Here is a 13,017-nt window from a genome sequence, read left to right as displayed (position 1 = left end):
TTGGCCTTTTACGTTTTGCCATCTTATTGAACTAAATAACTGATTTCAGTTCGTATACGTTTATCAACAGCATTTAATCGCTCAAATGCTTTAGGTGATAATTTGATGATGACCTTATTGTCGGTATTAGGTAATCTTCCAATCACTTTCACCCAAATACTTTGATTGTTAGCTAGATTTTTCACTAAAACCAATGTTCCTATGGGCGCAGATTTATGCAAGGCTAAATATTTACCTGAATTGTCAGGCACATCGATCAATTCTGCGATACCGGTTTCAATAGTCTTACGAATCCCTTCCTGTGTTGTACTTCCCTCTGGTGTATTCGTACTTGTAGCTGCCGCTGCATTTTCTTTAGCAGCTGGTAAAGTCATATCAATTTTCGCTTCGGTACTAGCTGGCGCCTTCTCCGTTTTGTTAGGTAGCAAGCTCGATTTATCAATGCTTGTAGCAGCACTTGGTTCTGCTATAATCAAACGTTGACCTTCTTGTAATCGATCAGAGGTAAGATTATTCCACTTTCTGATTTGCGCCATCGTTACTTGGTGCATGTTGGCAATGGTCAAAAGACCTTGTCGACGAGCCACGATGTGAATACCTTTATCCGACTTATTTCCATCTTCCGCTATTTTTTCATTAGCCGAAGGTGCTACACTTGTTTCATTGGGCTTGTCGATCGTTTTAAGAATACTAGGACTTTCCTCCAAATACCGTAATGGAATAAACACCAATTCCCCTGTTTTTACAGGAATAGCAATTTCAGGATTAACTTGCTTGAATTCAGTTAAGGATAAATTATAACGACGAAGTATTGAAAATAAAGACTGTTTAGGTCCTACTTTAAATACGACATAAGTTTTATTGTTTTCTTTTTTTAAGCCAAGAGAATCTACCGTAATGGCATTTATTTGCGAGGAAAAACCTAAGCAAATAAAGAGGAAGAGTATACATGATTTAAAATTCATAAATTTCTAGTTGTAGCTTATGTTGAATAAATAATAAGTGATTTTGGAAAATTTGGAAGGTATGATATCCCATTAAATCACCCTCTTCTAATAGTTCATGCAATAAAATCTGGAAGTTTAGATCGCAGACCAAAAGGTAATTTTTCCAAGCACCATCGTAAAGATAATAAGAAAAAATTAGCTTATCCTCGCCTTCCCAATAATCCAAACCCTTTGCAATCTGTAAACTGAATTTTAAGCTAAAAAATTGTTTGAAGGCATTAAATTGTTCTTGACTTTCTTCAATATGATGTGGGCTTTCAAAGTTAAATCCCTCATTATCAATGTTTTTCTTTTGCTCAGAAAGTATTTTTCCAGAATCTAAATCCAAGATTAAAACAGAATTCCCTTGTTGAATAAGTACTTGATCCTCTGTAAGTTCTTTAGCTTGTTGACTTTCAACAGTATATCGCAATTTACCATCCTGTAACTGATAGGCTTCAATGGCCTCAATACCCGGATTTTTTCCTGATTGTAAACGCACAAAAACACCTAAATTTTCTCGACCTTTTAACCATTGTAAATGACTGCTATGCGCAGGAATAGACGAAATGACACTTAGCTGGTTGGTATTGAAATCATATGCATACCAATTTCCTTCTAGCGCATTTTTTGCTTCTATCCATAATTTGGGTGTATCACTGAGGCCCCAATAACCTAGGCTCCAGATTTGTTGAGGAAATTGATATTGGAATTTTTTTTTCAAGTCGGACAAAAGGTTTCTAGGCAAATAATGTGCAAATTTGGCAATATTCTATCAATTAACGTACATCTGAATATGATGCAAGGCAAAAAAGTCGTAGCAGTAATCCCAGCTAGGTATGCTTCTACTCGCTTTCCAGGAAAACCATTGGTTGATTTGGGAGGTAAACCCATGATTCAACGAACCTATGATCAAGTGGCTTTGGTACCCGGTTGGGAGAGAATCATCATTGCTACGGACGATGAACGTATTTATCAGGTAGCCCAATCGTTTGGAGCCGAGGTAATGATGACAGATGGATCACATCAATCAGGTACTGACCGTTGTGCTGAAATTTTAAGCAAATTGGATAGTCCTGTGGATTATTTAGTTAATATACAGGGAGATGAGCCTTTCATTAATCCTGATCAATTGGTTGAACTAAGTAGAGGATTTGAGAGTAATGCCCCCATATTAACTTTGGTCAAGGAAATACATGATGAATTAACGCTATTCAATACCAACGTGCCCAAAGTAGTCATGGATGATCAGCATAATGCCTTGTATTTTTCACGACAAACCATTCCTTATTTGCGTGGTGTGGCCACAGAAGATTGGTTCGATCACCACCACTTTTTTAAACACATTGGGTTGTATGCTTATCGAGCTGATGTTTTGCCTAAATTAAGTCGATTACCAGTTTCTAGTTTAGAAAAGGCGGAAATGCTGGAACAACTGCGCTGGTTGCAACATGGCTTTCAAATTAAACTCATCGAAACCCAGCATGAAACGGTCGGAATCGATAGCCCATCAGATTTAGAAAAAATTAAGAAATTAGGCTTTCTTTAAATAAATATCTCTTTATCTAGACCTCCAAAAGGCGTATCTTTATCAGATTTTTAGTGATTATTCGAATTTTTGTAAGATTCTAGGAAGGTTTATATCTATATGCAGAAACAAAATATTTTCGATCGATTGAAAGATCGAATCCTAGTGCTTGACGGCGCTATGGGTTCTTTAATTCAACAGTATCAATTAACAGATGCCGATTACCGTGGAGAAAGATTTAAAGATTTCCCTCACGAAGTGAAGGGGAATAATGATTTGTTGTCCATTACTCGGCCAGATGTTATTAAGGAAATTCATGCCAAATATTTTGAAGCTGGGGCTGATATCGCAGAAACAAATACTTTTTCAGGTACCTCCATTGCCATGGCAGATTATCACATGGAGGATTTGGTATATGAGTTGAATTTTGAATCGGCTAAAATAGCCAAAGAAGTTGCTGACGAATTTAGTAGAAAAACTCCCGATCAACCACGCTATGTAGCAGGTTCCATTGGACCAACGAATAGAACACTTTCATTATCTCCTGACGTCAACGATCCAGGTTTTCGAGCTGTTTCTTTTGATGAATTAGTGGAAGCTTATCAAGAGCAGGTAAGAGGTTTAGTTGAGGGTGGAGTCGATTTACTTTTGGTAGAAACCGTATTTGATACCTTAAATGCCAAAGCAGCTCTTTTTGCTATCGATCAATATTTTCAGCAGAATCCAGACAAGCCTTATTTGCCTGTCATGGTATCAGGTACTATCACGGATGCGTCGGGAAGAACACTTTCTGGTCAAACGACAGAAGCATTTTTGGCTTCCATAGCCCACATGCCTTTGCTTTCAGTTGGTTTAAACTGTGCTTTAGGAGCGGATTTAATGCGACCATACATCAAGACGCTTTCTGATAAATCTCCTTTTTTAGTTTCGGCTCACCCTAATGCGGGTTTACCAAATGAAATGGGAGAGTATGACCAAAGCCCAGAGCAAATGGCCGTAGTCATTGAAGATTATTTACAAAACGGCTTTATTAATATCATTGGTGGATGCTGTGGAACTACCCCTGAACACATTCGTTTAATAGCGGAGACAGCAGCAAAGTATCCGCCACATCAATTGCCAACAAAAAATCTAAACCAAAAGCTTTCTGGTTTGGAGCCTTTGGAAATTACGGAGTTGACCAATTTTGTTAACATTGGTGAACGGTGTAATGTAACTGGTTCTAAGAAATTTGCTCGTTTAATACGTGAAGAAAACTTTGAGGAAGCAATTGCCATTGCTAGAGAACAAGTGGATGGCGGAGCTCAAATATTGGATGTCAACCTAGATGAAGGAATGATTGATGGTGTCAAAATGATGCCTCAATTCCTGAATTTGCTGATGTCAGAACCTGATATTTCACGATTGCCCATCATGATAGACTCCTCTAAATGGGAAGTTATTGAAGCAGGCTTGAAATGTGTTCAAGGTAAGTCCGTTGTGAATTCGATTTCATTGAAAGAAGGAGAAGAACGCTTTATTGAATTGGCCAAAAAAGTAAAACGCTATGGCGCTTCCGTCGTGGTGATGGCCTTCGATGAGCAAGGTCAAGCGGATTCATACCAGCGTCGGATAGAAATATGTCAAAGAGCCTATGATATTTTAGTCAATGTAGTGGCTTTCCCTCCACAGGATATCATTTTTGATCCCAATATATTGACCGTAGCAACTGGAATGGAAGAGCATAATAATTATGCCAATGATTTCATTGAAGCTACAGCTTGGATTAAGAAAAACCTTCCTTACGCTAAAGTATCAGGTGGAGTTTCTAATATTTCATTTTCTTTCCGAGGTAACGAAGTTGTTCGAGAAGCCATGCATACGGTATTTCTATACTATGCAATTCAAGCGGGTATGGACATGGGTATCGTTAATGCCAGTCAGCTAGGTGTTTATGATGAAATTTCTCAACCTTTAAGGGATCTTTGTGAAGATGTACTACTCAATAGAAATCCAGAAGCAACCGAGAAATTAGTGGCATTTGCCGATACAGTTAAGTCGGCTGGAAAAGAACAAGTAATCGATGATGCTTGGAGGAGATTACCTGTTAATAAGCGCCTTGAACATGCTTTAATCAAAGGTTTAACGGAGTTTATTGATGAAGATACCGAAGAGGCTAGAAAGCTTGTTGATCGTCCTATTCAAGTGATTGAAGGCCCATTGATGGACGGAATGAATGTGGTGGGAGATTTGTTTGGCGCTGGAAAAATGTTCTTACCACAGGTAGTAAAATCTGCCCGTGTCATGAAAAAGGCAGTAGCTTATTTGTTGCCATATATCGAAGCCGAGAAACAAGTAGGTGAGAGCTCTTCTGCTGGAAAAATATTATTAGCTACTGTCAAAGGCGATGTTCATGATATTGGAAAAAATATTGTGGGAGTTGTATTAGCATGTAATAATTATGAAGTAATTGATTTAGGAGTCATGGTTTCCTGCGATAAGATTTTGGCTGCTGCCAAAGAGCATCAAGTGGATATTCTGGGCTTATCAGGATTAATTACTCCAAGTTTAGATGAAATGGTTTATGTAGCCAAAGAAATGAAGCGCATGGGCTTTACCATTCCATTGTTGATTGGAGGAGCAACCACTTCCCGTTTACATACGGCGGTGAAAATTGATCCTCACTATGACGGACCAGTTATTCACGTATTGGATGCTTCTCGCTCCGTACCAGTGGCAGGTAGGTTATTGCAAAGTGAATTATCTCAAAAAGAAATATTCACCGAAATCAAGGAGGAATATGCGCAAATTCGGGTGCAGCATGCAGCTCGTCAACAAGAGAAAAATTATTTGACGATCGATCAAGCTCGACAAAAATCAAGAGGAATCGATTGGTCTGAATTTCAAGCACATCAACCTAGTTTCTTAGGAGTAAAATACTTTGAAGATTATTCTTTGGCTGAAATAGCTAAATACATCGACTGGACTCCATTTTTTGCAACGTGGCAACTGAGCGGTAAATACCCTCGTATATTTGATGATACCGTAGTTGGCCCTGAAGCCAAGAAGCTATTCCAAGATGCGCAGGATTTATTAGCGGAAATTATTCGAGATAAATCATTGCAAGCTAAAGCTGCTTTAGGATTTTTCCCTGCCAATGCTTTTGGTGATGATATTATATTGCATGATTTTAAGGTCAAGGAAAATAAAGTGGCTTGTGAAAAACATGGAGAGCATATCCATGTGCAATATGAGATTCAAAAGAAGGATGCTAGCTCAGATTCTAGTCAATGGCTACACCATTTACGTCAACAAAATGTCAAGGCAGCCAATTTAGCGAACCATTGTTTAAGTGATTTTGTAGCTCCTTTGGAAACAGGTGTTACTGATTATGTAGGAGCTTTTGCTGTTACCGCAGGTATCGGAATTGAAGCTTTATTGGAAAAGTATGATAAGGCTCATGATGATTATAACTCCATCATGGTGAAAGCTTTAGCAGATAGGCTAGCCGAAGCATTGGCAGAATTGTTGCACGAGCGAGTACGTAAAGAATTCTGGGGATATGAGCGAGATGAAGATTTATCCAATGAAGATCTAATTGCAGAGAAATACACAGGTATTCGCCCTGCACCAGGTTATCCAGCTTGTCCAGATCACACTGAAAAGAAGCGTCTGTTTGAATTGTTAGATGCCGAAGATAAAATTGGGATTAAGTTGACTGAAAGTTATGCCATGTATCCAGCATCTTCCGTTTCAGGTTTTTACTTTTCCCATCCTAAATCAACTTATTATGGTTTAGGTAAAATTACCAAAGATCAAGTGGAGGATTATGCTCAACGTAAGCAGATGTCGGTAGAGGAAATTGAACGTTGGCTAAGTCCTGTATTAAATTACGATGCATAGATTATGACTAAAATTACTGAGTATTTTAAGAATTCAGGAGGTAAAACCTTATTTTCCATAGAAATCATTCCTCCTGTTAAAGGACAGCATTTAGGGGAGTTAATGGGGCATATTGAGCCATTGATGGAATTTAAGCCACCCTTTATAGAAGTTACCTACCACCGTGAAGAATTCATAGAGAAAGAGGTGAACGGGGAATTGAAAAGAATTCCTATTCGTAAACGTCCAGGAACCTTAGGAATCTGTGCTGCTTTGATGCAAAAGTTCAAAGTAGAAGCGGTTCCTCACGTTATTTGTGGAGGATTTACCCAAGAGGAGACAGAGGATTTTTTGATTGACTTACATTATTTAGGAATTGAAAATGTTTTAGCCTTACGTGGTGACCAAGAAAAAGGAGAAGATCGATTTATTCCTAAATTAGGAGGACATGCTTATGCCAATGAATTGGTGGAACAGATATGTCGAATGAATAAGGGACAATTACTTTATGAAGAAACGGAATCATTCCCAACAAACTTTTGTGTAGGTGTAGCGGCCTATCCTGAGAAACATTTTGAAGCCGTTTCCTTAGAAACAGATCTACAGTATTTAAAACAAAAGGTGGATGCTGGGGCGGATTATGTAGTAACCCAAATGTTTTTTGATAATCAAAAATACTTTGATTTTGTGAAGGCTTGTCGGGCCGTAGGAATTAATGTACCTATTATACCAGGAATAAAACCATTAGCTACTGTTAAGCAATTGGAGGTATTACCAGCGATATTTCATTTAGAAATTCCAAACGATCTATCAAAAGCAGTATTGGCTGCAACAAATTCAGCAGGTATCAAACAAGCTGGAATAGAATGGGCAATTCAGCAAGGAAAAGAATTAATCGAAGCGGGTGTTCCAGCTTTACATTTTTATACTATGAGTAAATCGGATAGTGTCCGATCCATCGCTTCGGCATTATTTTAGTAAAAAGAGCGATTGAAAAATCGCTCTTTTTTATTTACAAGACTCCTGTTTCTTCTAGCTTGACATGTTTCCAGTTTTCACCTGAACGAATCCGGTTAAGCTGAGTATGTGTAATGCCGAATTGCTTAGCAATCATTTTAAATCGACTTTTCTCCGATTTTAACATTTTTTTAATCATCAATACTTTGCTTTCCGTCAGCTTATAATTCTTGGTTCTTTTCGGAATTTGACGATTAATCACACTTGGATTATTTTTATTGTGTGCTGTGACTAGACTTCGATTTCCCCAAACTAGATTTTCAGCTCGATTATTCATTTTGTCATGATCCAAATGCAACACAAAATTGTCGGATTCTTCTTTTTTCTCAACAAAACATTCAGCCACTAATTTGTGGATATAGCGATTCGCAGATTTTTGCTGAAATCGAATATTGAGAGAACGATATCCCTGAATCATTGAACCTTGAATCAGATCACCCTCGGGATTATTCTGAAAGCTTTTTACTCGGCCGTAATTAGAGATTTCATAATGAATTTGATTATCAAATTCGGGGAACGGAATGCGCTTCCATTGCTCATTCCAATAGTTTTTTAAGGCGGTCATAGAATTAAAGTACTTATTATAGAACGGGTAGTTTTGCAATTTAAATATATTCTTTGAATTGCGAAAGTTTAGGTCAAAACGAAAAACTTCATTCAAAATTGTTAAATATTCTGAATCTTTATTTCAAAAAAGGTATGAGTGGTTTTTATTCGATTTAGCAATGGTTTAGGAATTTCTATTTAGCTTTCAAAATGATTGAATTTGATCCTTGAAAGTAATTTTTTAGCTAATTTCTGGAAGGTGATTATTAATTCAATTTGGCATTGATTTAGTAAATCAAGAACTTTATTCAACTAAACTAGGTTCTAAAAGAATAATAAAACATAGCCTTAACTTTATCATAATTCATGAAAGTTTTAATTTACGGAGCCTCCATCAACCCTCAACGTTACGCCTATTTAGCGGCTCATATGCTGCATAATAAAGGGCATGAAATTGTATTGGTAGGAATAAAAAATGGAGAATTATTGGGAACAAAGATCCATCCCATTGATTGGATAGAAGAAAACGTAGATACGGTCACTTTATACGTAGGTCCACAAAATCAAAATGGCTTATTGGACTACCTTAGAAAACTAAAACCAAGAAGAGTAATATTTAATCCAGGTACGGAAAATGAAAAGCTGAGGACGAGCCTGGAAGAAGAGGGGATAGAGACAGATGAAGCCTGTACCTTGGTATTATTGCAAACAGGGCAATTTTAATAGGTATCTGTTAGTTTGTATCCCAACAGATACCGACTTTATTTAGATGGCCTTCAATACGAAGTCAAATTCTTCCATAATCAAGTTCGCAAGTAATTTCTTACATGCATTGGTTACAATGTCATTGGCCTCTGCCTCTGAACTAGCTTCTATTTGCAGCTGAATATGTTTGCCAATACGCACATCAGCTACCTGATGTATATCTAAGTTTTGTAAACCGATACGCACAGCTTTACCTTGTGGATCAAGGATTTCTTTTTGAGGCATTACATTAATTTCAGCTAAAAATTTCATTTTTTTTGGGTATTAAGTATGTAAAGAACTCCTGAAAGGAGAATATAGGATGCTACTAACAGTGGCAATGCTGCAAATTTAAGGAAAATCAGTCCAGCAACACAAAAAACTAGGAAAATGAATTTAATTTGATTGCTTTTCCAATCCCAAGTTTTAAACTTAAAGGCCATTAAGGGCAATTCACAAACGAGTAAATAGCTCATGAAAACAGAATAGATCAATAAGCCCTTAAAATTAAGTACGTATTCACTGAACTCCGGTTGAAATTCCAAAATGAGTGGTAAAGCAGCAATCACAATCCCATTGGCTGGAGTAGGAACACCAATAAATTGATCACTTTGTCGGGTATCCACATTGAATTTGGCCAAACGATAGGAGGAAAATATAGCCAAAGAAAAAACGATAAATGGTTTATAAAAGCCAAATAATCCAACCGAGCATTGTGTTCCACAACTAGCTTCTACTAAATGAAATAGCATAAACGCAGGTAATACACCAAAGGAAACCATATCGGCTAAGGAATCAAGTTCTTTGCCTATTTCCGAATATGCATGCAATAATCTAGCTAAAAAGCCATCCAAGAAATCAAATATAAGTGAAATTAGAATACAGTAGGAGGCCCATAATACATGCCCTTGCATAACAAAATAGAGACCAAAACAGCCTGACAATAAATTGCCAAGGGTTAAGGTATTGGGGATTTCTTTTTTGATTGACATCTTATGCTCTAACAAATGGATTTTGAATTTTCTCTATTCCAATGGTGGTACTTCCTCCATGACCAGGAAAAACTTCAGTTTCCTCTGGTAATACATATAATTCATTTTGAATGCTGTTGACTAAGTCCGCATGATTGCACAAGGGAAAATCAGTTCTTCCAATGCTTCTTCTAAATAATACATCTCCATCGATGAGCCAGCCTTGTTCTTCCAAATAAAAGGCTACATGTCCAGGTGCATGACCCGGAACAAATAAAACTTTAAGCTTCATTTCTCCTATTTCAATGATTTCATTGTCCACGAGAAAGCGGTCAACTTCCACTGCTTGGAAGGCAGGAAAACCATATACTGCCGCTCTATTGGCTGCATCATTTAATAAAGGTAAATCTTTGGGATGTAAGGCGAAAGGAACCTTAAAATGCTCTTTGATATAATGAACCCCCATCACATGGTCAATGTGCGCATGTGTATTAAGGCAATACTTCAATTGGATTCTCTTTGATTCAATAAACTCAGTAATTATTTTTCTTTCCTCATAATTGTGGCAACCTGGGTCAAAAATGATTCCATTTCCTTCATCATCCCAAAGCAAATAGGTGTTTTCTTGAAATGGGTTGAACGTAAAAACTTCTTTATATACCACGAATGACTTGTTTTGAATGCAAATTACTTATTTCCTGTAAATTGATGTTGACCTAATAAGAATAAGCAGGGTTTTTTATGCAAATCAGGAGGAAGTTTAGCCCATGTTTCTGTCGTTTTAGTTTGTATGAACCCTGTTGGGGCTTGAATATCGCATCCAATACAGATTAATTGGTATTTGGGGCAAATCTGCAATAAATCCTCTAATAAGGCATTGTTTCGATAGGGCGTTTCAATGAATAGTTGAGTTTGTCCGGATTTGTCAACTTCTTTTTGTAATTGCTCTATTTTTTTCATTCGAGCATTTTTATCAATGGGCAAATAGCCATGAAAACAAAAACTTTGTCCAGAAAAACCTGAAGCCATTAAGGCCAATAGGATAGAAGATGGACCAACCAATGAAACAACTTCAATTTGTAGTTGATGTGCAATGGATACCGCTAATGCTCCAGGATCGGCAATGCCTGGACAACCTGCTTCTGAAATGATACCAATGGAATGATTCGCTTGTACTTGTGTCTGAATGAATTTTTCAATGGTAGAAGCACTACTATCTTTATCTAATACTTCAAAAACTAAATCTTCAATCTTGATCCCTAGTTTTAACTCGCTGATAAATCTCCGTGCCGTGCGAATATTTTCAACCAAAAAATGCTGACATGACAATATGGCTTGACTAACCTCAGGTGCTAACACTTGAGTGGCGGTATTTTCAGCGATAGGACAAGGAATCAAATAGATTTTCATAAAATACTTCGTAAGACTTCAACAAAAGCCTCTGGTTGGTCTGCCTGAACCCAGTGACCTGCCTGAGGGACTTCAATCAGTTCAAAGTTGGGGAAAATTTCAGCAATATAGCGCTCATCTTCTGGCTGGATATAATGTGATTCTGCCCCTTTGATGAAATAGGCAGGAATGTTGACTGAGTTTTTAACCCAAAGTTCATGTCCTACCACATCGATATTTTTAGTGATTACCTTGACATTAATTCTCCAAGCGAATTCTTGTTGATCATTTCTGTACAAGTTTTTTAATAAAAACTGACGAACTCCTTCTTTTTCCTCAAATCGCTTTAAATGTTCATTGGCTTCTGTTCTACTTGCCAAATTTTTCAAATCTAGGCTATTTAAGCCTTCCAAAATGGCGGTATGATGTACTGGGTAGAATTTGGGAGCAATGTCCACTACAATCATCTTTTGAGCTATATCAGGATGGTTTAAGGCAAATTGCATGACCACTTTACCACCCATTGAGTGTCCTAAGATAATGGGTTTAACCAATTGATGTTCTTGAATAAACTCCAATAAATCTTCAGACATAACTTGGTAATCAAATTCATCTGACCATGGTGATTGGCCATGATTTCTTTGATCCACTAAATAAACTTGGAATTGGTCAGCAAGTACTTTAGCAATTCCTAACCAATTGTCGGATGAACCAAAAATGCCATGAAGTATAATGAGAGAAGGTCCTTGTTCTCCCACTTTTCTAAAGTATAATTTCATTTATTGAATATAAATAGCCTTTTCTTGTTGTTTTATTGTTTTCCCAATAAAATCTAATGAGAAACCTTGTGCTTTTGCAAATGATTCAAATTCAGATTGAAAATTCTTGTCGACTGCAATCAATAGTCCACCAGAAGTTTGTGGATCAGCACCAATGAGTTGTTGAAATTCAGAAATACCTTCTTCAACTCGATGTCCATAACTAGCCCAATTTCTGGATGTTCCACCTGGAAAACATTTTTGCTCTAAATAATGACCAATCTGTGGTAAGGTCGGAATTTTATCAAAATACAATTGGGCACTGACTTTTGATCCATCGCACATTTCCACTAAATGACCCATTAAGCCAAAACCTGTTACGTCAGTTAATGATTTGACATATTCCAATGGCCCTAGTTTTTCACCCAAGTGATTGAGTGTACTCATTTGTTTGACAGCTATTGCTAGGTCCTCGGGGCTCACTATGCCTCTTTTTTGAGCAGTAGATAAAATACCTACACCTAATGGTTTGGTTAAATACAATAGGCAATTGTCCGTAGCTTGATCGTTTTGCTTTAAATGTTCCTTTTTAACTTTACCTGTTACTGCTAAACCAAAAATTGGTTCAGGAGAATCGATGGAATGACCTCCTGCTAGAGGAATTCCGGCTTCAGCACAAGCAGCACGCCCACCTTCCAACACTTTTTTAGCAATCTCTGGAGCTAATTTGTCAATAGGCCATCCTAAAATTGCGATAGCCATTAGAGGAGAACCTCCCATGGCATAAATATCTGAAATAGCATTGGTGGCAGCAATTTTCCCAAAATCAAATGGATCATCAACAATGGGCATGAAAAAATCCGTGGTGGAAATGACAGCTTCTCCATTTTGCCAATCAAATACAGCAGCGTCATCCCTACTTTCATTTCCAACTAAAAGGAGGGGATGATTTTTTTTTGGAGTATCCGTATGTAAAATTTGATCTAAAATTTGAGGTGAAATTTTACATCCGCAACCTGCTCCATGGGAAAATGAGGTCAATTTTATGCTAGTGTCCAATGTCTATATTTTTAAATGAGTGGTACAAAAATATTCTTTAAATAATTAAAAATTAAGTTTGTGTTAAGATTTAAGCCAAAATAGTACAATTAGATGACCATATTCATGTATATAATTACAGAAAATGCCTTATAAGTTCTAATTATCAGTTGATTAGT

General features: G+C 37.2%; 13 protein-coding genes. 4 read left to right on the top strand and 9 right to left on the bottom strand.

The genetic code is table 11. The features are described from left to right. Positions 1–23 precede the first annotated feature (23 nt). Both EWU22_RS10355 and EWU22_RS10350 read right to left on the bottom strand, forming a co-directional pair. Entirely contained in the window at positions 24–965 is a 942-nt protein-coding gene (locus EWU22_RS10355; RefSeq protein WP_130925464.1) for a septal ring lytic transglycosylase RlpA family protein, read from the bottom strand. Continuing rightward, the gene (locus EWU22_RS10350; protein ID WP_130925463.1) at positions 955–1,710 is read right to left on the bottom strand and encodes a hypothetical protein; all 756 of its coding nucleotides are present in this window, start codon (positions 1,708–1,710) and stop codon (positions 955–957) included. Before EWU22_RS10350 ends, EWU22_RS10355 begins: the two co-directional genes overlap by 11 nt. Before the next feature lie 72 nt (positions 1,711–1,782). On the opposite strand from EWU22_RS10350, the gene kdsB reads away from it, so the two are divergent. The 3 genes from kdsB to metF all read left to right on the top strand — a co-directional run bounded on the left by kdsB (position 1,783) and on the right by metF (position 7,353). Continuing rightward, positions 1,783–2,535, top strand: coding sequence for a 3-deoxy-manno-octulosonate cytidylyltransferase (gene kdsB, locus EWU22_RS10345; protein WP_226998198.1), 753 nt, complete (start codon positions 1,783–1,785; stop codon positions 2,533–2,535). A gap of 99 nt (positions 2,536–2,634) precedes the next feature. Next, a complete protein-coding gene (gene metH, locus EWU22_RS10340) occupies positions 2,635–6,396 on the top strand; it encodes a methionine synthase (RefSeq protein WP_130925462.1) in 3,762 nt (1,253 codons plus the stop codon). 3 nt (positions 6,397–6,399) lie between these two features. Next, on the top strand, positions 6,400–7,353 hold the full coding sequence (metF, locus tag EWU22_RS10335) for a methylenetetrahydrofolate reductase [NAD(P)H] (protein WP_130925461.1): 954 nt from the start codon (positions 6,400–6,402) through the stop codon (positions 7,351–7,353). 34 nt (positions 7,354–7,387) lie between these two features. Here the strand turns inward: metF and EWU22_RS10330 are convergent, their stop codons facing one another. Then, positions 7,388–7,957, bottom strand: a complete 570-nt coding sequence (locus EWU22_RS10330) for an NUMOD4 domain-containing protein (RefSeq protein WP_130925460.1) — start codon at positions 7,955–7,957, stop codon at positions 7,388–7,390. Between the two features lie 347 nt (positions 7,958–8,304). Between EWU22_RS10330 and EWU22_RS10325 the strand changes: the two genes are divergently transcribed. Then, positions 8,305–8,661 (top strand): CoA-binding protein, encoded by a 357-nt coding sequence (locus tag EWU22_RS10325; RefSeq protein ID WP_130925459.1) that lies wholly within the window; start codon positions 8,305–8,307, stop codon positions 8,659–8,661. A 42-nt stretch (positions 8,662–8,703) separates the two neighbouring features. Here EWU22_RS10325 and purS read toward each other — a convergent pair whose 3' ends face one another. The 6 genes from purS to selD are packed head-to-tail and all read right to left on the bottom strand — an operon-like array spanning position 8,704 to position 12,859. Then, positions 8,704–8,955 carry a phosphoribosylformylglycinamidine synthase subunit PurS gene (gene purS, locus EWU22_RS10320; RefSeq protein WP_109323245.1) on the bottom strand — a complete coding sequence of 84 codons (252 nt, stop codon included), beginning with the start codon at positions 8,953–8,955 and terminating at the stop codon, positions 8,704–8,706. After that, positions 8,952–9,674, bottom strand: coding sequence for a CDP-alcohol phosphatidyltransferase family protein (locus EWU22_RS10315; RefSeq protein ID WP_130925458.1), 723 nt, complete (start codon positions 9,672–9,674; stop codon positions 8,952–8,954). The genes purS and EWU22_RS10315 overlap by 4 nt, the downstream gene beginning before the upstream one ends. Position 9,675: 1 nt before the next feature. Next, the gene (locus EWU22_RS10310) at positions 9,676–10,317 is read right to left on the bottom strand and encodes an MBL fold metallo-hydrolase (RefSeq protein ID WP_231962874.1); all 642 of its coding nucleotides are present in this window, start codon (positions 10,315–10,317) and stop codon (positions 9,676–9,678) included. 23 nt (positions 10,318–10,340) lie between these two features. After that, the gene (locus EWU22_RS10305; RefSeq protein WP_130925456.1) at positions 10,341–11,063 is read right to left on the bottom strand and encodes an SAM-dependent methyltransferase; all 723 of its coding nucleotides are present in this window, start codon (positions 11,061–11,063) and stop codon (positions 10,341–10,343) included. Further along, a complete protein-coding gene (locus EWU22_RS10300; RefSeq protein ID WP_109323241.1) occupies positions 11,060–11,821 on the bottom strand; it encodes an alpha/beta fold hydrolase in 762 nt (253 codons plus the stop codon). The genes EWU22_RS10305 and EWU22_RS10300 overlap by 4 nt, the downstream gene beginning before the upstream one ends. After that, positions 11,822–12,859, bottom strand: coding sequence for a selenide, water dikinase SelD (gene selD / locus EWU22_RS10295; RefSeq protein WP_130925455.1), 1,038 nt, complete (start codon positions 12,857–12,859; stop codon positions 11,822–11,824). Positions 12,860–13,017 lie beyond the last annotated feature (158 nt).

Origin of the sequence: Aquirufa nivalisilvae (genome assembly GCF_004307455.1) — a bacterium.
Classification (GTDB): domain Bacteria; phylum Bacteroidota; class Bacteroidia; order Cytophagales; family Spirosomataceae; genus Aquirufa; species Aquirufa nivalisilvae.
This window is presented reverse-complemented; position numbering and strand designations above follow the sequence as displayed.